Consider the following 19690-nt stretch of genomic DNA (forward strand, 5'->3'; position numbering starts at 1 on the left):
AGGGAAAAAATAGGGCCTCGAGAAGCCTTAGAAAACTCACTGATGTCTTAGCTGTCTCAAAGATTAAGGAGCTACAAAGCCTACGAAGAACGCTCATGACATGGCGTGAGGAGATCTTAAATTATTTTGAGAATCGTATTACAAATGCGAGAACTGAAGGATATAACAATGTCTGTAAACAGCTCCAGAAGAGGGCTTACGGATATAGAAACTTTAATAACTATAGATTGAAAGTATTGAATGTCTGTTGTTAAGGGCTTGAGTGCAGAGCGTTCCACCATTAAGGGAGTAGAACCTAATTTAAGCTATGATTTAGCAGAGGCCTTTCATTTAGATTTCACTTTTGAAAAATTAATTCCCATTAAACCGGTTTATCTTCATTGAGGCTAAAGGATCTATTTATAAAATCATATAAAGATTTGATATTAACTACTGTAGGGAATGTTGTTCTGAGCCCGTAAATAATCAAATTTTAGATAAAAAAAAGCCGCTCTATAAATAAAGCGGCTTTTTTATGGTGCCCCGGGGGGGACTTGAACCCCCACGGCCGTGAAGCCCCGGGATTTTAAATCCCGTATGTCTACCATTTCATCACCAGGGCAAAATTTGGTTTAGTCAGATTACCAGAGTATTTCAAAATGTCTAGACCTCAAAACAAAAAAATCTCTTATCATTGATTGGCTTGCCTACTGTGCTAAAATTTAAGACAATATATTCTTTACGAGGAATAAAATAAAATGAAGTATCATTTGCTTATATTATTGGTTCTATTATTTAGTGGTTGCGCCAAGAAAACAAAAGTGACCCCTCCTGTTGAAGCTAAGGCCTCATGGCTTAAGACTAATACGCTATACAATCATAAGAGTGTCCATGGTGATTATCTAATTCACCCTTTCTTTGACCTCGTTCCTTTTGCTTCAAAGGAAGACAACTCTATAAATTTTGTCATGACGATGCCGGTCGGATCTAATAATAAATACGCCATTGATCTGCGCTCAGGAATGCTCTATCGCAAGCATCACAACTGTAGTCAAACAGATGTGTGGAAGAAGTATGGGGGAGACTTGTCTCGTCCTCCATTTACAGAGGGATTTGTTCCAAGATTGCTCGATCAGTTAGGCGCTCCGCAGAAAATTATTGTCTTTGGAAAGCGTAGATATTTTAATGAATTTCAACTTACACCGACTCGTTCTCAAAGGGTTAGAGTTGTTGGTGCTGTTTTGCAGCAGTACTGCGAAGATTTCCCATGTCGAGGTCGAAATAAGTGGCTCTCTAAGCTTGTTCTCATTGCAGTTAATCAAAATGATCCAAGCTATAAGAAAATTACTCATATCAATCAACTTCGAAAAACTCTCGATTGGAATTATATAAAGGCCTATATTGAAAATAGTGATGGAAGGCAAATCTCAAAGAGCGATGAGGTTCCAAGCTATAGAGTGATAGGTAATATTGGTCCTAAAGAGGCCTTGGTTAATGGACTTTCAAGAGGTCATCTCTTTCAATATGAACAATTAAGTGGCCTTAGAAAGAACTGTCATAAGCTCTATGACTTTTTGTGGAAGAGCTCTGAGCTCATTAGAAGTTCTAAATTAGATGTAAAAAAGAACTCAAAAATTTATAGCGAGTCTGTTTACGATAAAAAAGATACATTTACTGGAAATGTTATTAGTGCTGAGATCAATAAGTCATCTAAAGATAATGGACTCAGTGACGCAGAGAACTTCAAAGACTTTGCTATTTACTTTAAATCATTTCATGCCAATTACAAAAGTCGCTACTTAACTTGTCAAAAGTTTGTTCGAGACACTAGTATTAATGCTAACCCGAGAAGAATGTGGTTTTTTTCATATCTTAGTTCATTTCTCTATGCCGAAGATCTAGGACATGTTTATTCTTGCTCTAGACAGGCATGGATCGAAAACCCTATCCAAGTTTCAGGTAAGCGTATGTTCTCTGCTGAGAATCACCTGCGTAACTGTACCGCTCGTGAGCTAGATCGGGCCTTCGACATGAGCGTTACTCTATTTGCGGGTCTTTCTAGGTCTTCTAGGGCCCACTACCGCTATATTGAATATGATGAAGGTAATGGTGCGAGTCATCAGAAGCTTTATTCATGGGTCTTTAATAATGGAAGTGAGTACTCTTGTGATAAAGAGCGCGTAAAGAATCTCTCAATTTTTCCACGAGATATTAATTGGGAGAGTTTTGGCGCAACAGGTAAGAGAAAGAGAACTGATATTATTGAATAGATCAGTTTACAACCTCAAAGTAACTTCCTAAAATAAAAGAAACTTTTTATGAGGAGCTCTCTAATGAGAGACAATATTCCCACCTTTTTTGATACACAGCAAGGTAATGGGATTGAGAAATTATCTCTTACAACAAATGCTGCAAGCTTTCTTGAGAAGTTTAATAATTGGATAAATGTTAACTCTTCAATTCCATTTATATTTGATACTGCGTGTTGTAGCGTTGAGTACTCTTGGAGATATAAGTTTAATTACTTCGAAGAAGATTTTGAGCCGGAGCAATTACCGGCCCAACAAAGTGATCTTCTCTTTATCGGAGGAACGATCAATAGAAAACTCTTACCTTTTCTATTAGAAACATATGAGAAAATGCCTAAGAAGAAGTGGGTTGTTGCTATTGGAGCGTGTCCTTTATCTGGTGGACCATTTGACTCTTATAATATCGTCACTGATATCTCTAAATATATCCCAGTAGATATTGCTATTGCTGGTTGTCCTCCAAGACCTGCAGATATAGAGGCCGCAATGACTCTTTTAAAAGAGAGAATTGCTGCTGGAGTAATGGCCAGTGAATAAATCTAATAATTTGAGAGACTTTTTTCAAGAAGATATTTCTTTTATTGATGATCATCAAGCGGTTCTAAATGTTAGTATTTTAGATCGTCTGTACCCATCTCTAGAGAAGTTGAGAGTTGATTTTGGCTATATTCTTTTAGTCGATATTTTTGGACAAGACTTAAGTGCTCTTAGTACTCAGGCCAGCTCTGATAAACCATTTCAAGTAACTTATGTTCTACTCAATATGGAATATCATCATAGAATACGAGTTAATGTTTTTGTTGATCTCGATTCTGGAGATGTTCTTCCTTCTGTTACGGGACTGTGGCCTTGTGCTAAGTGGTGTGAAGTTGAAGCGTCGGAAATGTTTGGTATCGCTTTTGGAGACAGTTCAAAACTGAGACTACTTACGAAAAATGACCTCCAGGGATATCCTCTTCGTAAGTCTTTTAAGTTCTCTGATGAGCAGTGTGGGCGCTCTAGTTTAGAAAAAAACTCGCAAGAGTTATTTTCTACAGATCATATAAAAGAGAAATATAAGAAGAACTTTATCGACGAATTTTCAATCGGACCTATTCATCCTGCTATGAAAGGGGCGATGATGCTTCACCTTCAGGTAGAGGGTGATGATATTATTCAATCTAAGCTCGAAGTTGGTTTTCTACATCGAGCAATAGAGAAGTCTGTTGAGTCAAAACGATACTCACAAATTATTGGACTGACTGATAGATTGAATTACTTCTCAAGTGCATCGAATAATGTTGGTTGGACTAAGGCCGTTGAGGAGTTAGTTGGACTTGAAATTTCAGATAGAGCAAAGGCCATGCGAATGGTTGTTTGTGAGTTAGCTCGTATTACAGATCACGCCCAATGTATTGGTTCGATGGCCCAAGGTGCAAAAATCCTTGAGTCCTTTGAAATAACTCTTAAAATTAGAAAGATTATCTTCTCTCTATTTGAGCAATTGTGTGGCGCTCGTGTAACTCATGGGATTACTCGAATTGGTGGAATGGCATATGAGTTACCAAACGGATGGTCCAATGATTGTCTGCTAGATCTTAAGCAAGTTTCCAAATATGTTGATGAAATCGAATCTTATTTAACTAAGAATACTTTGTGGATGGATAAATTAGCAACGGCTTCTCTTAAGGCCTATGATGCAATCTCATGGGGGATTACTGGTCCAAACCTAAGAGCTTGTGGTGTAAATTACGATATTAGAAAAGTTTCTCCATACTACTTCTATGAAGATGTAGACTTTAAAATACCTTTAGGAATTAATGGAGATAGTTACGATCGTTACTTAGTAAGGTTAGAAGAAATTCGACAATCAGTTAAAATCATTACTCAAGTCTTAGATAGCTTACCTCCAGGCAAAATGCTAAGTGATGATCTTGTTACTGAGTTAGACTTATCTTTATTAGGCTTTAAGTCAGATGCGGGGGAAATCTATTCAATGACAGAGGCTCCAAATGGAGAGCTAGGATTCTATATTCGATCTGACTCACAAGTGTGCCCGTACCGCGTGAAAATTAGACCACCATCTTTCTTTAGTGCTCAGGCCTTTCCTTCTTTACTAGAAGGGGTCAGAGTAGCAGATGCTATGGTTTCTCTCAGTTCAATGAATATTGTGGCAGGAGAGCTAGATAGATGATTTTAGAAAAAGAATTATATAATTCAATAAGTGAAACCAAGTCTTTTTTTAAGTCCCTCTACACCTTCTTAATTTCAAGTTCGAGTAGTATTTTTAATAAGCCTAAGAAGACCCAGAGTGCGAAATTTCGTGGACTACCAACATTAAGCAGTGCAAAGGATTGTACTGGCTGTAGTGATTGTGTCGAAATTTGCCCAACAAACTGTCTCACCATTGAGCTTAACAATGACCGTCTTGTTAAAATGAACCTAAATGTTTTGGCCTGTACATTTTGCGGACTATGCGCGGAAGTATGTGCAGATGATCTTATTAGTCTAAGTGGAACACGTCCTCTGTCATCGCACTTTGAGAGCAGATGGACTATTGACTTAGTTTCTGAAAATGAACAATAGGGTAGAGCTATCAATCGTTATTTCTACGTTCAATGAACTTTCTCTAGGTTATCTAGAAAACTCTCTCAGCACTCTATCGAAAATAAGTAATCTCGAAATCATTTGTGTCGATGGAAAAAGTACTGATGGAACTTTAGATCTTTTGAATAAATATAAAGTTAAATTAATTGAAACACGTAGCCACTCTAGAGCACATCGACTTAACCTTGGAATTCAAGCGTGTAGTTGTGATTTAATCCTCTTATATCATCCTAGAAGTTTTGTTGATCCTGCAGGAATAAAATATCTTATGAAGCATTCGCAAGACCTTCTTTGGGGAGGCTTTACTCACCAATTTGATAAGAAGCACTGGCTCTTAAAGTTTACTTCTTGGTATTCGAATGAAGTGAGGGCACGTTTGCGTGAGATCTTCTATCTCGACCATTGTATCTACTTTAAAAGGTCGCTGTTACCGGAAGATCAGCAAGTTGTTAATGAAGTCGTTATTTTTGAAGATACTTTATTTTCTCAGAAGTTGAGTCGTTTAGCTCCTGCAAAATTATTAGAGTTTTCCTCAATAACTTCTGCTATTAGATTCAATAAGAATGGAGTATTTAGGCAAGCTCTTTTGAACCAGGTTTTAAAAGTGTGCTTCTTATTAGGTTTATCTGATGAGCAAATGAATAAGGTCTATGAAAAAGGGTTGGCCTTAAACTCTAAGTATTAAAAATCTTAGATGGCCTTCTCGAATGAATATCTGCTTGCTTAATCATTTTTAAAAAATCACTACGTCTCACTTCGCTTCCTCCAAGGTCTTTAATAATAGGAGTTACCATTTGAGTATCAAGCCACTCAATTCCATTTTCATGAAGTTTATTCATTAGGCTGTAGAGTGCAAACTTTGAAGCGTTATCCTGAGTGTAGAACATGGATTCACCAGAAAAGAAATTTCCAATACATACCCCATAAAGTCCACCAACAAGTGTTTTCTGATTATCAATCATATCGTAGGTCTCAACACTATAGGCCAGACCACAGCTATTAAAGTCGATATAACTTTGAATGATTTCATCTGTTATCCAAGTATCATCTTGGTCTTTACGTTTTGCTGTGGCACAGTTTTGTATAACCTGAGAAAAATTTTGATTATATTCGACCCAGTAGCTAGTGTTCTTGATAAATTTTTTGAAACTTTTAGAACAATGAAAGTCTGAATATTTCAAGACTCCTCGCGGATTTGGTGAAAACCATGCCAGCGGATACTCATCTGAAATTGGCCAAGGAAAGATACCATTTTCATAGGCCAGAAGAAGGGAATCAATTTCAAGATCTCCTCCAATAGCGAGAAGTCCACTTTCATCGGCCGACTCAACTGGTGGAAACTTTAAGATACTCATCTGCTCATGAACTCAATTAGTTTTGAAGAAATGGCCGCCCCATATGTTAAAGTCGTATATGGCTCGGCATGCTCCACATGATCAGCGCACACTAGTGGCGCAATCTCAACCATATCTGCACCAGTAATTGGAAAAGATTCGGCCAGAGTCGATATTATAGTAACAGCTTGATCAGGTGACATTCCACCCGGCTCCGGTGTTCCGGTGGCACTCGCATATATTTCATCTAGGGCATCAATATCAAAACTTACATATAGCTCATCAATTGACTCTTTTTTTAAATACTCGACAGTTTCAAGAGCTATTTGTTGAGCGCCTGTTTTAGAAATTTCATCAGACCAGAATTGTTGCACACCAAAGGTTGATTCCCAGTGACCACGATCTTTACCACTAGAGCGTATTCCATATTGCATGAGGTACTGCGGCTTTTGTAGATACTCTAAAATATGAGTACACCAACTACCAAAACAAATATCTATACCCAATCTCTTCGTGAGTAAATCTGTGTGAGCATCAAAGTGAATAATTGCTACTTTCTTTCCTTGCTTGGCCTTTGCTTTTAGATAACTCTTTACTAGGGGATAGCTTACAGAGTGGTCTCCACCGATACTGAAAAGTTTCTTATTTGGAAAATTCTCATGTAACTCATCACAGAACAACTCCGTTAAACTAAGAGGGCTAACTGGTAGTTCTAAATTTTCGTTTGCGTATAAGGCGGATCTGCAACTATCGATTGTTTCATCATTTAAATACTTATCATGAAGCAAGTGAGGAATGACTCTAATATCTCCAAGGTCACTATATATTAAGTCCTCATGTTCTTGAAGTAATGTATTTCTTAAAAAAAGTGGACCCCAGTTTGCACCTCTTTGGATTCCACCTCCGGTATCACTACAAACACCTAGTAGGCAAACTTGATCATTATTTAAAGTTTCCTCTAACGAGTCTTGCCAAGATTTTTCAATATCTGTTGAATCTTTATAGAGTGTTTTATGGAGTACTTCTTTTCTCTCTTTTGCTGTATTAACCGTAAATACTCCATTACCAGGAGGACATAACACATTCTTTGAAAGATTTAAAAAATCATTATTCATAAATTTCCTTATATGAGGTAATTTTCAGTAAGTTTATTTTGTAGTAACGAGTCTTGATACTTCGTCGTAAATTTTTCAATAGTGTCGCACTTATGAATGAAGTCATTAACTATTGCCCACTCAAAATTAAGTATCGATGTATTTAAAGTATTGTGAACTCCAGCAATATGAGAAGTCAGAGTAATATTTTGAACTCCAATAAATTGCTTATTATCAAAAGGTTCTTCTTCAAAGACATCTAAATAAGCATGAGATCTTTTATTCATTAGAAGACTATCAATCAAATCACTTTGAACAACGCACTTTCCTCTCGCCGCATTTATGAAAAGAAAGTAGGGCGCAAGCTTTGAGAGAAAGTCCTTATTTATCATTCCTTCACTTGTAGGGTTAAGGCTACATGCCATAATGACAACTTCAACACCTGTTGGGTCTAGATTATCAAGACCTTTGAAAGGATCGTGAATAATTGGACTACAGCCAATAGTTTTTAAAAGTAGCTCAACTCTCTTTCCAATATGACCATTTCCAATGATGAGTATTTTTCTATCACTTAAAAGGTTACGAGACCACTTTCTAGAAACATCCCAAGAGGTACTGTGGTGAATAGGACTTGTATGATTAAAGAGGGCCGACATAATATAAGAGACGACAGCATTCATTCGAATTTTATTACCAATAATAATTGGAAACTTTGCATTCTTTACAAAGTCTAGAGGATAGTTATCGTAGCCTGAATTAGGATGAATCATTAAGTCTATGTCGTCGCGCCCTTGGAGTTGCGAGATATCTGTGTTGCTTGTTGTTATGATGATCTTTCTTAGGTCTTCTTGTGGTTGTCCTCCGTAGAGGACTTCCGGTATTATTTCAAGATGTTTTCTTTCAAGTTCAGCAAATTGATGACCTTGATAAGAGGAGATATTTTGTCTAATTACCTGATACTTTTTTTCTATACCCATAAATCTTAGCTCTAAGTGTAGTAGGGCCTTGATAAACTCTTTGCTCAAATTTATCTCTACAAACCCTAATCTCTAATCTTCTGCTTCTTCGGCTTCCGACTCGAATATTATTCTTTACTACAGTCTTACATACAACGGACTTCTTGTCATATGAAGTTAGCTGCTTAGTGCTTCTTTGTTTATTTACTGTATAACCTAGTTTAAGGGCCAATTGCTCCTTGCTGACGTATGTAATGGTACCTCTTTTTTTAGACCAAAGGTTTAGTGTAAAACTCACAGGTGTATTCTTAAAATAAATAAGCTCTGCGACATTGTCTGGTGATATAGTAGGGCGTCCTAATATATATTCTGTTGGCCAATTAATTTTTCCAAAAGCAAAGAAGATAAGTTCAGAACATACAATTTTATCTGTTGTTTCTACGTCAAAATTGAAGTCATAATCTTTTCCTAACTGATCGAAGGCCCGCTTATAGACTTCTAGTGACTGGGGTTTATCACTTACTTCTATATCTGAACGCATTATGAGAATGTCGTCGATCTCCATAAAGTGATCAATAGTAGTAAGTCTTACTCCAGGTCTAACTGCCTCAATAATGACATAACCGTTTGAGATTTGCTCTTGGAATGGTTTAATAATTTCGCTATCCCAAAGACCACTTTCAACTAATTGTTGCTTCGTTCCTAAGTAAATTGCCGCATGACCGAAGTGTCCCGGAATAAATGTGTCAGTAAGCGCAAAAGGAGTCTTTTCCAAAATAATGTCTAATGGTTTTAAGACTTGATTAATCTTTTTTATGGCAACAGGATCATTATATAGATTACCATGCCTCCATCTGACTTTACCGATAAGGTTTCCAAAAATTCCGCTAATAGCATTCGTTACACTACCAAGTACTCGCACCATATTATCGACAAAGACATAATTTTTTATATTTATTTTTTGAGAACTCTTAATAAATTCATAAGCAAATGAGGACTTAATCCAATTCGCAAAATGTACATTCATCCCATCTAAGTTCTCAATCTCCATACTCGTAAAACTATCGAAGTCCTTTAAGTAATCTCTAACACTTTCAAGATTAGACTTCTCAAAAGAGTGAGAGATCATAGAAATTAACTCATGTGCATTTTCATTCTTGTCTTGAGCTGTCTTAAGAATATTTGTTAACATTCTTCTAACTTTTGTATTGTCGTAATAATATTTCTTATTCTTGTAATAACTTTGAAATAGGGCCAAATAGCTTGTGGCCCATAGGAGATCTTTTGATAGTCTTTGAGAGTCATTAACTTTTAGATAATCATTGATTTGATTCGGTCTTGCATAGGTATTTATCTCATTAATTTGGATTGAGATTTGATTATAGACAGTTGTAAGTCCTGAGATAATGTAGACTTCTTCACCTGTAAGAACCTTACTTTGCTGTATGTTCTCATTTATATTTATACCAAATTGAATGGAAAACTTATCAAGCTTTTCTAACTGCGAAATAAGAACGATAAGCTGTTCTCTTTTAATATCCAACTCGCTAGATTTATCATCTTTAAAATATTTAGAATCATTTATAGCTTCAAAGACCTCATTGATGACATCACTATTAATTGCAGCACCATGAGCATTGGCCATAAATATGTAATTTAGAATTAGACTCAGAAGAAACTTCTTCATACTCCACCCCTTGGATGGCCATTTTTCTCACTCGCGTCACGATGCGTCAACGTTCTCTGTAATCTTTACTTTAGCTAAGGGCTTGATTTTATGTTAATTTATTGACTTGATTGTCTATTCAACCTAAAAAGGTTAAATAGGTCCTATAAGAACGTAATTAAAGAGGCGAGAATGATTTCGATTAAATCGAGTAGAGAAATAGAATTAATGAGAGCAACAAGTAAGTTGGCTTCCCAAACTTTAGAATATATCGAGCCCTTTGTTGTTCCAGGAGTTTCTACTGAAGAGCTAAACAAGCTTTGTCATGACTATATCATTGAAAATGGGGCCTACCCGTCGCCATTAAATTATCATGGATTCCCTAAGTCTATTTGTACTTCTAAAAATGAAGTCATCTGTCACGGTATTCCATCAAAAAGAGATGTATTAAAAGATGGTGATATTCTAAATATTGATGTCACTACTTACTTAAATAAGTTTCACGGCGATACTAATAAGACATTTCTTGTAGGGAACGTTAGTCCTGAAGTTAAGAAACTCGTAGAAGTTACTTATATGTGTATGCGTGAAGGTATTAATCAAGTTCGTCCAGGTGCTCATATCGGTGATATTGGTGCAGTTATTCAGGAGCTAGCTCATGGATATGGTTACGGAGTAGTGGAAGAATATTGTGGACATGGAATTGGTAGAGAATTCCATGAAGAGCCTCAAGTTGTTCACGTTGGAAAAAAAGGAACTGGCGCGGAAATTAAGCCGGGTATGACTTTTACAATTGAGCCTATGATTAACTTGGGTGGAAGACACTGCAAAGTTTTAAAAGATAATTGGACTGTTATTACAAAAGATAGAAAGTGGTCAGCACAATTTGAACACACAATTTTAGTAACTGAACAAGGCCATGAAATTCTAACTCTACGTTCTGATGAAGAGAGTGTGTTTGAGCTTTAATCAAAAACCTTTTCTTATTTCAGCGCAGTCTAAGTTTCGCCTTGCTGGTGAAGACTACATTGTCTATCTTGATATTAATACGAGATCACGGCTTGAAGGGATGTACTTTGAGTGCCCCAGCGAAAGTGAATGGTTCGAATACTTTAACTCTCTCGCTCTAGAGTTAGAGAGAGTTTCTCTAAAAGATATTCCTAAAGTTGTCAGCTTTTGGAAGGCCACTACTTGTGGGCAACTTCATTCTAAATTATTTAATCTTCCTCTTTCACTACTTAACCAAGCACTTGATACCTACTATGGTAGGTCTTTAGGACATAGTGAAATAAGCTCTATGCCTTCTGAAGAGCTTCTTTGTCGCTGCTTTGGAGTTTATAAGCAACAAGTTGCAGACATTATAAAAGAAAAACCGAGTGCAAACTTAATTGATATATCAAATTCACTTAAAGCAAGTATTGGTTGTGGTAAATGCTCTGAGTCTGTTGTGAAATTTATAGACTCTTGTTGTGCAAAGTTAACTTTAGAAAAGAGTGGGGTCGCTGACTTAAGTGCTGAGTTTGATGAGTTCTCTCAGCGAATAAGACCCTTAGGTATGGCCCCTAGTGAATTTGTTTTAAAAATTGATTCTCTAATGAAGAAGTGGATTAAAGAACAAGAGCTCTCTAGAATTCACATGGAAATTGTTTCAATAAAAGGTCACTGTCTTGATTTTGAAATTCGTGGAACAGATTCTGGTAAGTATATTCTCGAAACTTTCTGTGAATATATTCAAGACAAGTTAGGCTTATCAGTTCGTTTTAATCTTCTTTTGTAATTCTTTAAACTTCGTCTCGCATCTTTCGTAGATAGCATCAAGATGTTTTAGTTTGTCGAAAATAATTCGTATTGATTTTTTGTTTTGAATTAATTGACCAGGTTCTGTGTCTTCTTCTAGATATTGATAGCTATTCATAAGCGAGTGCAACTCAGGAATATTTTCTTTAAAACAGTGAGCATATCTTGTATGAGATTGAACGATTGAGAGAAATTGGAAGAAAATATGTGGAGCATTCTCTACTAGGGTATCGAGGCCAGAGTCGTATAGGGCCTCTAAGTGAGCGGAGCCCATCTTCACTTTTTCAAAGATTTTCTTTTCATTAATTAGAATATTTTTCATCAGGCCAACAGAAGGTGGGAACTCTCGACGTTCACAAATTTCTTCGTAATAAGAGTTTTTAAGTTTAAAAATCCCTGTTGAAGCGGCCTCATTGATAAAGTATTGATTTAGAAAGTACTGTGGTCCTGTTCTTTTATTAACGTGTAGCTTTTGCTCTTCTTGGCCAAGACAAAATAGAAGATCTCTTCTTGGAGAATTTGCCAATGTGCTTACGCAATGTAGAGTTAATATGAACAAGAGTATTGCTTTCAAACGGTCTCACTTTGCCAAAAACATGTTTGTCGGTTATAAGTAAATATCGGTATTTAGCGATTTTCCTTAAGTAATTTTGGCGACTTAAGTGTAAAATATCAAGAAAATATGTACAACTATTGGAGATTACATTGAAAGAGATGTCCCTAATTGAACATTTAGAAGAGCTGCGAACAGTTACAATAAGAATTGTGATAATTTTGGCCGTAAGCTTTATGGTCTGTTATTCATTTGGTGATACTATCTCAGAGCTTCTTTTAACTCCTCTGCGTAATGCCTTAAAAGGACCTAACTCTACTGGCTCGATTGTTTATTTAGGACTACTGGATAAGGTTCTTAGTCAGTTTCAAGTCGCTTTTTGGTCGAGTTTAATCGTTTCTTCTCCTCTTTGGTTCTACCAACTTTGGAAATTTATTAAGCCTGGACTTTATGAACATGAGATTAAAGGAGTTCGCCCTTTTCTGATAGTAGGCTTCTTCCTCTTTTGGCTCGGGATTAGTTTTGGATACTTTCTCGTTTTTCCTCTTACTTTTGAAACTTTAATGGGCTTTGGTGTAGGAGATGTAACGGCAACGATCTCCCTAAAAGAGTACTTAGTTCTGGCCTCTAAAGTCCTCGTTTTCTTAGGAATTATTTTTCAGCTACCAAATGTTTTGCTTATACTCGGTTTTATGGGAGTAGTAACAAAGTACTCTCTTAGAAATATGAGGCGATATGTTTATGTTGGGTTTGCGGCCTTAAGTGCGATAATGACTCCTCCCGATATCATTACTATGATGGGCCTATGGGTGCCCTTAGTACTTCTGTTCGAGTTAGGGATTTTGGCCGTTGCCATGATTGTTCATCCTTACTTGGCCAAGCACCATAGTGAATAGTAACTAAACTTTCTACGAAACCTTTGGTCGTGTAATACAAAGAGGTGATGAGTTAGGTGGACAGCTCAGAACATTGACCAGTGGCTTTTTCTTCGTTGTTTTGTTTAATGGTACATGCTTAGTCATCAGTACTGATGAGCAAAGCATGGCAAGTGCTAGTAGTGACTTCATATAATTCTCCATACGTTCCGCTTAAGTCATTCTAAAGCTTATTTAATTTTAGATAAACTTTCTCATAAAAACAGTACCTTAGGATCTTAAGATTTGATCTCTTTGACAATTGTTCATGGCAGAGAACCTATTTATTGATACTTCTGTGGCTAGGTCGCTAGAGGTATTCTGATAATGAATTGAGTATTCTTGCAAGAGGCATTATAGGTGAGGCTACCTTTGTGATTCTTGATAATTTGAGATGCTAGAGCTAGACCGATTCCGGTTCCTTTATTTTCCTTAGATTTCGTGGTGAAGAAGAGATCAAAGAGCTGATTTCTATTTTCTTTTGGTATTCCGTCTCCAGAGTCTGTAATTGTGAACACGACATTTTGATTTTCTGTGTATGAATTAATATTTACCCACTTTTGCGGTAATGAACTTATTGCATCAACACTATTATTTATAAGATTAACTAAGACTTGAATAATTTGAACTTCCCTGGCCAGTATTGTTCTTTCAAAGCAGGTAGAAGTGAATTGATAATTCATCTCTAGAAGTTCTAATTTAGGTGTAAGAATATCTTCAAGCTGAGTTTTAATATCTTGGATACTAATCTTTGAGAATTTATCTGAATCAGCATTGTAGCTAAGAGTTTTGATACCCTTGATAATATTATCAATGCGATTAGAGTTATCCTCAATGCTTTGGAGCTCTTTCAATGAGCGTTGATCTAATCCTCTCTCTTGGGCCTTGCCCCTTAATGACTTTAATCTCCAGAGGATGACTGTAAGAGGATTGTTGATTTCATGGGCAACACTTGCAGAGAATTGTCCTAGAGCAGCTAGACGGGAGTTAGAAACCATTTGAATTTTTTGATTTTCTAATTCATTTTCTAACTTCGCTCTCTCCTGAGTTAAGTAAACGAGAATTACAACCCCTAGGGTAAAAGAACCGACCAGTATCCAGTAAATTCTTTCAAATAAGACATTTCTCCTTCTTATATTTTCAAACTCTTTGGCCCTCTTTATCCAGAAGTTTGATTCAGCATGGCCAAATATCTTATTCAATTCAGTAAGCTCGACGTTAATTTCTTCTCTGATAGCATTATCTGATGAGTTTAATTTCCTATCTAGCAATGTCTCGTACAACTCAATGAGAGCTTCAAACCTTGGTATTAATTTATCAAGATCTGAGTTCACATTATCCATGTCTAATTCAGACTGTAGAGAATAGATAAAACCTAGAGATGTTTCTAGATGGGTGATTCCTTCGACCAGTTGTTCTTGATTTGAGTTTTTAAAACCTAGGTTTAAAAAATTCATGGCCTTGGTATTGGCCGTGATTACTTGAAAGTGTCCTCTGGAAAAGAGTCTAAATGAGTAAACTCTTTGTAGAGATTCTTTATTGGTATTAATAGACCAATTGCCGCCAATAAAAATAAATAAAGCTGATAAGATAAAAGCAATATTTAGAAAGAAGTAATTCTTTTTTAAATGGTTTGAAGAAGACAGAGATTTCACTACTTAATTATGATCCTCTTTACAAACCAAACCCAGTTGATTCCCTCTTTAGCGAGCTCTCCTTCACTTAGAAGACCCTTTCCTGGAATAACTATTCTTGCAGGCCCTCTTTGAGAAACAGTTAAGTACTGGCCATCTCCTTTGAATGCTAGAATCATTTTCTCACTGGCCGCGAGGGACTTTGAGATCGTCACTTTATAATCATTGATAGCGATGACTTCCATACTTGTTGCGTTACTGTTTCCATGGATTTTAAAAATCTCTGATAGATAGATTCCAGTAAACTTAATTTTCTTATTACTTGTGTATGGGTCGATGATCTCTTGGTCAACAGTTGGAAGGTCTGAGAGTTCATCCATTTTATAGACTTTCTTCTCTTTAACATTTCCTTCGATGTAGACTTTCTGTCTAGGAACTTTTCCTGTCGTGGCCATAGCACTTAAAGTCATCATAGTGAGTGTGAGTGTGAGTGTGAGTGTTAGTATTTTAAACATTGAAATCCTTAATATTTATTTAATTGAATGGGTATTTTTAGCAAGAATAGAGAGGGTTGTTAAGATAATTTTAGAATTGAAACATACTGCGTCACCACTATATAGGCCTTCAATTTTTAACAAATCATTTGTTGTTTAACTTTTTGAAGCTCTAGGTGTAAACTGTATATAAATATCAATTACTTAAGGAATTTCTATGATTTTAGTTACTGGTGCTGCCGGATTTATTGGAAGTGTATTAGTTAAAGAGCTTAACCTGCTTGGAAGAGAAGATATTATCATCGTAGATCGACTTAGGGATACAACTAAGTGGAAGAACCTAGCAGGGCTTAAATACGCTGAGTATGTTCATGCGGATGAGTTACTTTCTCTTATTGATGGATTTGAAGAAGAAATTAGTTTTATTTTTCACATAGGTGCTTGTTCTTCTACGACTCAGATGGATATGGACTACCTCATGAGAAATAATGTTGAGTATTCAAGATTTCTCTTTGAAGTGGCAGCAACTAATAATATCCCATTTGTATATGCCTCATCGGCAGCGACATATGGAGATGGAGAGTTAGGCTATAGTGACGATCACCAAAAAATTAAAGACTATAGACCTCTGAATCCATACGGCTACTCAAAGCAGTTATTCGATGAATGGGTTCTAAAGCAAACACAATTTCCTTCACACTGGTTTGGACTTAAGTACTTTAATGTTTATGGACCGAATGAGTATCACAAAGAAGATATGCGTTCTCTCGTACATAAGGCCCATGGTCAAATTAAAGAAACTGGGAAAGTAAAATTATTCAAGTCGCATAAAGAAGGCTACGAGGATGGTAAACAACTGAGAGACTTTATTTACGTTAAAGATATCGCTAGAGCAATGCTGGAGATGATGAATCCAAGCTCTGCTAATTTCTCAGGAATTTATAATCTAGGAACAGGTAAGGCCAGAAGCTTTCTAGACTTTATGAAAGCAACTTTTAAAGCAATGGATAAACCTGAGAATATTGAATTCATCGATATGCCTCTTAGTATTAGAGACCAGTATCAGTATTACACTCAAGCAGATATGACTAAGTTTAAAGAATTTCTTCCTAACTTTAAGTTTACGACTTTAGAAGATGGCGTCGAAGACTATGTGAAGAACTATCTTGATGCGCAAAATAGTTACTACTAAATAGGAGAGTTATATGCCTTTTAAAGGTGGTATTAAAGAGGCCGCAAAAATGCTTGCTTCCCTTAGCACTCAAGAGAGAACTAGAATCTTGGCAGATATTGCTAAGCGTGATCCACAAAGGGCAGAAGTCTTAAAAAAAGAAATGGTTACCCTTGAAGATCTTAAGTATATAACCGTAAAAATGTTGGTAGAGCTGTTGCGTGAAGTTAAAATTGAAGACCTTGCCCTAGCTCTAAGACTGGGTTCAGAAGATTTAAAAACTCATATTACTTCAAATGTTTCTAGCTCCATGAAAGAAGAGATTAATTCAATCCTAAACACAGGTCCTAGACCCGTGAGTGAAGTTGAAGAGAGTATCGAAAAGGTAATGCAGGTGGTAAGAAAGAAGCTTGATAAAGGTGAGCTTATCTTGTCGCAGGACGGCGAAGAACTGGTATAATTTCTCTAGTCTATCTAATAATTAGATAGGCGGTATCCGACTAATATTGTTTATTTCCCACACCTCTAGGACTATATTGCACTTGTAAAGAAAAGTTGGTCCAAATACAGTTCTAAAAAGTGAGGTGACCTATGAAAAATCTAATTTCGTTTCTACTAATATTTTCTTTATCGGCCCCAATAATGGCAGCCGGTAATTGTGTTCAAATCCTTTCGGATAACCATTCTAATGACAGCAGATCCTATCAAGTTTATGACATGGATCTTGAGAAAGACTTTGACGAGTCTCCTGAAGAATACTCTCTAGAGGCCCTTAACTCTCTTCTTTCAAGACTTGGATGTGATTCAATGTCTCAAAAAGATGAAGGTGAAGTTGTTTGTAAAGAGATTATGCCAGGTAATAACTTTTCAAAAGTTTGTTATCTTGAAAATGAGCTAGGGTACTTCTTTATTTCTAAAGATATGCTCGACAGCGTTAATATCATTTATAATAGATGGGATTAATCATGAAAGCTTTGATTCTAATTATTTTTCTTTTCATTGGTGCTAATGCCATCGCTAGTGATGATGTTCCTTTGAAATCAATCCCATCTATTGAAGAAGTGTCTTGGGCACTAGAATCTTCTAGATGGGACATTGAAGAGTCAATCTACTTTTCTTTTGAAGAAGTTCAAGATCCATCAAAAATGATCTGTTCTTCAAAAGATAAGAGTGAAGTTATAAGTTTGTTTCAAATCGCCTTCGAAAGATTTAGTAATTACTATCCAGACGAAGAGCTTCCATACAAGAAGGCCTTAAAAGAGCTTAATAAGTATTTAGACGGTAAGGTTCTTGATTACTGCTATAGTGAAATTGACGGTGAAAAAATCCTTCAAGTTTACTATAACTCAAAATTCTTAGTCTCTATTGGTCAGTAGTTTCGTTTGTGTTAATTCTTAAAGATTTCTTGAAAGATAAGAACTTATACTCTTAATTTCTTTTCTGTATTTATCTTCTCTACGTTCTACTTAAAAGAATTCAATAAAATGATTTTGATTACATTTAGATTCAACCTATAATTAGGGAGAGTAATTATTAGGAGAAATATTATGAATTTTAAATTAGTAATACTAATATTAGTATCAAGTTTAATGACAAGCACTTTGGCTAAGTTTGAAAGATTTAATATCGATCCAAGAAAGTATAGTTTAGTTTTGGACTATCATGACGATAGAGATGCTGAAGATGAAAAAGGTCTCAAAGAGAACTACAAATTCAAATTTCCTCTTATAGAGTTCTATACAAACAAGGAATTGAACGGTGCTCCTGTTGGAAAACTAAATGAAGAGGGTCTTTACATTGAAGGCAAGAAGGTTTGTTACACAAAAAATATTCTTGCTGATAATTATAATATTTTGCTTGAGGATGTCGTCCTTCCTGGTTATCTCGGAGATGGAGATGTATACACCGTTGGTGAATACTCGAATGGTATAAAATTTAACGCTATAAGGTGTCCATTCTTAGGATATAGACAGGAAGCCGGTTTGAAACTAATGACAGCACTAGTTTTAGAAGATTACGATGAAAAAACTAAACTGGCTAAAATACGTCTTGGCGATGGAGTTGCCTATTTTTCAGCTAAAAAATTGAGTCTTCATTATTTACATAGACCGCCACTACAGACAATGGATCACTATGGAGTTGATCCAATAGAGTTTGCTAAGCATATTGAGTCTAAGTTTGCTGAATATTTAAAAAAACGAAGGGATCGTTTTAAACCTAAAGTAAGTGGTGAGACTTTTGAGCAGCGATACGGACTAGAGAATTACTTTTCTCTATCTAATCTTGATTGGATGGATAGGTATGGTGCTAAGGAATATAAAGAAAGTTTAATTAAGAAATATGGAAAATTACAAATTATAAAGCATTTTGATTTTGAGAATATGTTTGTTACGGCGTCTAAATATAAAAATAGTATCAAAGGGAAGAAGGATATAGTCGAAATATATTTTATTAATAAAAATATGGATAGCTATAGCTTATTTAAGAATTTTGATAATAATCACATAAGATACTCTGATTTCAAAATTGGATTCTTAAAGGGCTATGATCAATTTAAGAGATCTCGTGGACTACTTATTCCGACGCAGGAGTATGAAGGATATCCAATGGATGATTTTTAATAAGTCATTCTCCAAGTCTTTGGAAGACTAGGAGACCTTATCAAAGCTTCTCATTGCTCTTTTTTGCCTTTGTTCGTATTGATAAAGAGCCTCGCTATTAGTTCCCGAGGAGCATTACAGGAATATTGTAAATGAATCTTTAGTTTTATCTTACAACACAATGGATAGAATTTATAAATGGACACAGATGGAGGAGAGCATAACGAATGAAGTACTTTTTAGAGATCTGGAAGAAAGTCGCGACGTATGTACATATTAGTTTCATTATTGCATTCATTGCGTTTATCTACTCTAGAACATAGGACTTTGTTGGATGGAGAAGATTCCCAAATTATCGATCATTGCAAAGATGTGAATGTAGAATACTTTTATGGAGAAGGCTATACATGTGTCGATGAGGATCAAAATGCAATAGGATTTACCTCTAAGTATGGTAATGTTGATCATAGGCCTGGTTTTTATGATATGTTTCCTTTGGCGGTCTTAGACGAAGGTTGCACCACTACATACGAGCTTCCTGAGAAAGATATAGCAATAGAGTGGAGTCTTGATTAATTTTGATGTTATAATACGATGAGGTTT

The 19690-nt window shown here is 35.9% G+C and carries 23 protein-coding genes and 1 tRNA gene; 15 read left to right on the forward strand and 9 right to left on the reverse strand.

What is annotated here, in order from left to right:
- The coding region (locus tag DPQ89_RS12400; RefSeq protein WP_164848317.1) for a transposase at window positions 1–254 on the forward strand (254 nt) is incomplete at its 5' end.
- A 261-nt stretch (window positions 255–515) separates the two neighbouring features.
- On the opposite strand, the gene DPQ89_RS12405 is transcribed toward DPQ89_RS12400, so the two are convergent.
- Window positions 516–601: transfer RNA gene (locus tag DPQ89_RS12405), tRNA-Leu, on the reverse strand.
- Window positions 602–737: 136 nt separating this feature from the next.
- On the opposite strand from DPQ89_RS12405, the gene DPQ89_RS12410 reads away from it, so the two are divergent.
- From DPQ89_RS12410 to DPQ89_RS12430, 5 genes are all read left to right on the forward strand, one after another.
- Window positions 738–2249, forward strand: coding sequence for a hypothetical protein (locus tag DPQ89_RS12410; RefSeq protein ID WP_127717341.1), 1512 nt, complete (start codon window positions 738–740; stop codon window positions 2247–2249).
- 63 nt (window positions 2250–2312) lie between these two features.
- Complete coding sequence (locus DPQ89_RS12415) at window positions 2313–2825, forward strand: NADH-quinone oxidoreductase subunit B (protein WP_164848383.1); 513 nt, start codon at window positions 2313–2315, stop codon at window positions 2823–2825.
- Window positions 2818–4461: an NADH-quinone oxidoreductase subunit D gene (locus DPQ89_RS12420; protein ID WP_127717343.1), complete on the forward strand. Its 1644-nt coding sequence runs from the start codon at window positions 2818–2820 to the stop codon at window positions 4459–4461. The genes DPQ89_RS12415 and DPQ89_RS12420 overlap by 8 nt, the downstream gene beginning before the upstream one ends.
- On the forward strand, window positions 4458–4853 hold the full coding sequence (locus DPQ89_RS12425) for a 4Fe-4S dicluster domain-containing protein (RefSeq protein WP_127717344.1): 396 nt from the start codon (window positions 4458–4460) through the stop codon (window positions 4851–4853). Before DPQ89_RS12420 ends, DPQ89_RS12425 begins: the two co-directional genes overlap by 4 nt.
- On the forward strand, window positions 4843–5559 hold the full coding sequence (locus DPQ89_RS12430) for a glycosyltransferase (RefSeq protein ID WP_127717345.1): 717 nt from the start codon (window positions 4843–4845) through the stop codon (window positions 5557–5559). Before DPQ89_RS12425 ends, DPQ89_RS12430 begins: the two co-directional genes overlap by 11 nt.
- On the opposite strand, the gene aat is transcribed toward DPQ89_RS12430, so the two are convergent.
- From aat to DPQ89_RS12450, 4 genes are read right to left on the reverse strand one after another with little or no spacing between them, the layout of a single operon-like run.
- Window positions 5549–6229 carry a leucyl/phenylalanyl-tRNA--protein transferase gene (aat, locus tag DPQ89_RS12435; protein ID WP_127717346.1) on the reverse strand — a complete coding sequence of 227 codons (681 nt, stop codon included), beginning with the start codon at window positions 6227–6229 and terminating at the stop codon, window positions 5549–5551. The genes DPQ89_RS12430 and aat overlap by 11 nt on opposite strands.
- Window positions 6226–7323 (reverse strand): arginase family protein, encoded by a 1098-nt coding sequence (locus tag DPQ89_RS12440; RefSeq protein ID WP_127717347.1) that lies wholly within the window; start codon window positions 7321–7323, stop codon window positions 6226–6228. The genes aat and DPQ89_RS12440 overlap by 4 nt, the downstream gene beginning before the upstream one ends.
- Window positions 7324–7331: 8 nt before the next feature.
- Entirely contained in the window at window positions 7332–8279 is a 948-nt protein-coding gene (locus tag DPQ89_RS12445) for a D-isomer specific 2-hydroxyacid dehydrogenase family protein (protein ID WP_164848384.1), read from the reverse strand.
- The gene (locus DPQ89_RS12450) at window positions 8248–9945 is read right to left on the reverse strand and encodes a YiiX/YebB-like N1pC/P60 family cysteine hydrolase (RefSeq protein ID WP_127717349.1); all 1698 of its coding nucleotides are present in this window, start codon (window positions 9943–9945) and stop codon (window positions 8248–8250) included. The genes DPQ89_RS12445 and DPQ89_RS12450 overlap by 32 nt, the downstream gene beginning before the upstream one ends.
- Window positions 9946–10116: 171 nt before the next feature.
- On the opposite strand from DPQ89_RS12450, the gene map reads away from it, so the two are divergent.
- Together map and DPQ89_RS12460 are read left to right on the forward strand one after the other, a co-directional pair.
- Entirely contained in the window at window positions 10117–10893 is a 777-nt protein-coding gene (gene map, locus DPQ89_RS12455) for a type I methionyl aminopeptidase (protein ID WP_127717350.1), read from the forward strand.
- Complete coding sequence (locus DPQ89_RS12460; protein ID WP_164848385.1) at window positions 10883–11701, forward strand: (2Fe-2S)-binding protein; 819 nt, start codon at window positions 10883–10885, stop codon at window positions 11699–11701. The genes map and DPQ89_RS12460 overlap by 11 nt, the downstream gene beginning before the upstream one ends.
- Here DPQ89_RS12460 and DPQ89_RS12465 read toward each other — a convergent pair.
- Window positions 11675–12295 carry a hypothetical protein gene (locus DPQ89_RS12465; protein WP_127717352.1) on the reverse strand — a complete coding sequence of 207 codons (621 nt, stop codon included), beginning with the start codon at window positions 12293–12295 and terminating at the stop codon, window positions 11675–11677. The two genes, DPQ89_RS12460 and DPQ89_RS12465, sit on opposite strands and share 27 nt — an antisense overlap.
- 140 nt (window positions 12296–12435) lie before the next feature.
- On the opposite strand from DPQ89_RS12465, the gene tatC reads away from it, so the two are divergent.
- Window positions 12436–13170: a twin-arginine translocase subunit TatC gene (gene tatC / locus DPQ89_RS12470; RefSeq protein WP_241558855.1), complete on the forward strand. Its 735-nt coding sequence runs from the start codon at window positions 12436–12438 to the stop codon at window positions 13168–13170.
- A 12-nt stretch (window positions 13171–13182) separates the two neighbouring features.
- Here tatC and DPQ89_RS18530 read toward each other — a convergent pair whose 3' ends face one another.
- The 3 genes from DPQ89_RS18530 to DPQ89_RS12480 all read right to left on the reverse strand — a co-directional run bounded on the left by DPQ89_RS18530 (window position 13183) and on the right by DPQ89_RS12480 (window position 15337).
- On the reverse strand, window positions 13183–13341 hold the full coding sequence (locus DPQ89_RS18530; RefSeq protein ID WP_164848386.1) for a hypothetical protein: 159 nt from the start codon (window positions 13339–13341) through the stop codon (window positions 13183–13185).
- Window positions 13342–13490: 149 nt separating this feature from the next.
- Window positions 13491–14843, reverse strand: a complete 1353-nt coding sequence (locus DPQ89_RS12475) for a sensor histidine kinase (protein ID WP_127717354.1) — start codon at window positions 14841–14843, stop codon at window positions 13491–13493.
- A complete protein-coding gene (locus DPQ89_RS12480; RefSeq protein WP_127717355.1) occupies window positions 14843–15337 on the reverse strand; it encodes a molybdopterin-dependent oxidoreductase in 495 nt (164 codons plus the stop codon). Before DPQ89_RS12480 ends, DPQ89_RS12475 begins: the two co-directional genes overlap by 1 nt.
- A 196-nt stretch (window positions 15338–15533) precedes the next feature.
- Here DPQ89_RS12480 and rfaD point away from each other — a divergent pair, with 196 nt between their 5' ends.
- The 6 genes from rfaD to DPQ89_RS12510 all read left to right on the forward strand — a co-directional run bounded on the left by rfaD (window position 15534) and on the right by DPQ89_RS12510 (window position 19663).
- Window positions 15534–16508, forward strand: a complete 975-nt coding sequence (rfaD, locus tag DPQ89_RS12485) for an ADP-glyceromanno-heptose 6-epimerase (protein ID WP_127717356.1) — start codon at window positions 15534–15536, stop codon at window positions 16506–16508.
- A 13-nt stretch (window positions 16509–16521) separates the two neighbouring features.
- Entirely contained in the window at window positions 16522–16947 is a 426-nt protein-coding gene (locus DPQ89_RS12490; RefSeq protein WP_127717357.1) for a FliG C-terminal domain-containing protein, read from the forward strand.
- 131 nt (window positions 16948–17078) lie between these two features.
- The gene (locus DPQ89_RS12495; RefSeq protein ID WP_127717358.1) at window positions 17079–17450 is read left to right on the forward strand and encodes a hypothetical protein; all 372 of its coding nucleotides are present in this window, start codon (window positions 17079–17081) and stop codon (window positions 17448–17450) included.
- A gap of 2 nt (window positions 17451–17452) precedes the next feature.
- Complete coding sequence (locus tag DPQ89_RS12500) at window positions 17453–17863, forward strand: hypothetical protein (RefSeq protein ID WP_127717359.1); 411 nt, start codon at window positions 17453–17455, stop codon at window positions 17861–17863.
- A gap of 171 nt (window positions 17864–18034) precedes the next feature.
- Window positions 18035–19108, forward strand: coding sequence for a hypothetical protein (locus DPQ89_RS12505; RefSeq protein WP_127717360.1), 1074 nt, complete (start codon window positions 18035–18037; stop codon window positions 19106–19108).
- Between the two features lie 309 nt (window positions 19109–19417).
- Window positions 19418–19663, forward strand: coding sequence for a hypothetical protein (locus tag DPQ89_RS12510; protein ID WP_127717361.1), 246 nt, complete (start codon window positions 19418–19420; stop codon window positions 19661–19663).
- Window positions 19664–19690: the final 27 nt, after the last annotated feature.

Source organism: Halobacteriovorax sp. HLS (genome assembly GCF_004006665.1).
Classification (GTDB): domain Bacteria; phylum Bdellovibrionota; class Bacteriovoracia; order Bacteriovoracales; family Bacteriovoracaceae; genus Halobacteriovorax.

Excerpts from the sequence above, each read along its gene's own strand:
- rfaD (WP_127717356.1), top strand. The coding sequence starts at position 15,534 with ATGATTTTAGTTACTGGTGCTGCCGGATTTATTGGAAGTGTATTAGTT.
- DPQ89_RS12410 (WP_127717341.1), top strand. The coding sequence starts at position 738 with ATGAAGTATCATTTGCTTATATTATTGGTTCTATTATTTAGTGGTTGC.
- DPQ89_RS18530 (WP_164848386.1), bottom strand. The coding sequence starts at position 13,341 with ATGAAGTCACTACTAGCACTTGCCATGCTTTGCTCATCAGTACTGATG.
- DPQ89_RS12495 (WP_127717358.1), top strand. The coding sequence starts at position 17,079 with ATGAAAAATCTAATTTCGTTTCTACTAATATTTTCTTTATCGGCCCCA.
- DPQ89_RS12430 (WP_127717345.1), top strand. The coding sequence starts at position 4,843 with ATGAACAATAGGGTAGAGCTATCAATCGTTATTTCTACGTTCAATGAA.
- DPQ89_RS12500 (WP_127717359.1), top strand. The coding sequence starts at position 17,453 with ATGAAAGCTTTGATTCTAATTATTTTTCTTTTCATTGGTGCTAATGCC.
- DPQ89_RS12445 (WP_164848384.1), bottom strand. The coding sequence starts at position 8,279 with ATGGGTATAGAAAAAAAGTATCAGGTAATTAGACAAAATATCTCCTCT.
- DPQ89_RS12415 (WP_164848383.1), top strand. The coding sequence starts at position 2,313 with ATGAGAGACAATATTCCCACCTTTTTTGATACACAGCAAGGTAATGGG.
- aat (WP_127717346.1), bottom strand. The coding sequence starts at position 6,229 with ATGAGTATCTTAAAGTTTCCACCAGTTGAGTCGGCCGATGAAAGTGGA.
- DPQ89_RS12425 (WP_127717344.1), top strand. The coding sequence starts at position 4,458 with ATGATTTTAGAAAAAGAATTATATAATTCAATAAGTGAAACCAAGTCT.
- DPQ89_RS12490 (WP_127717357.1), top strand. The coding sequence starts at position 16,522 with ATGCCTTTTAAAGGTGGTATTAAAGAGGCCGCAAAAATGCTTGCTTCC.
- DPQ89_RS12480 (WP_127717355.1), bottom strand. The coding sequence starts at position 15,337 with ATGTTTAAAATACTAACACTCACACTCACACTCACACTCACTATGATG.
- DPQ89_RS12505 (WP_127717360.1), top strand. The coding sequence starts at position 18,035 with ATGAATTTTAAATTAGTAATACTAATATTAGTATCAAGTTTAATGACA.
- map (WP_127717350.1), top strand. The coding sequence starts at position 10,117 with ATGATTTCGATTAAATCGAGTAGAGAAATAGAATTAATGAGAGCAACA.
- DPQ89_RS12440 (WP_127717347.1), bottom strand. The coding sequence starts at position 7,323 with ATGAATAATGATTTTTTAAATCTTTCAAAGAATGTGTTATGTCCTCCT.
- tatC (WP_241558855.1), top strand. The coding sequence starts at position 12,436 with ATGTCCCTAATTGAACATTTAGAAGAGCTGCGAACAGTTACAATAAGA.
- DPQ89_RS12450 (WP_127717349.1), bottom strand. The coding sequence starts at position 9,945 with ATGAAGAAGTTTCTTCTGAGTCTAATTCTAAATTACATATTTATGGCC.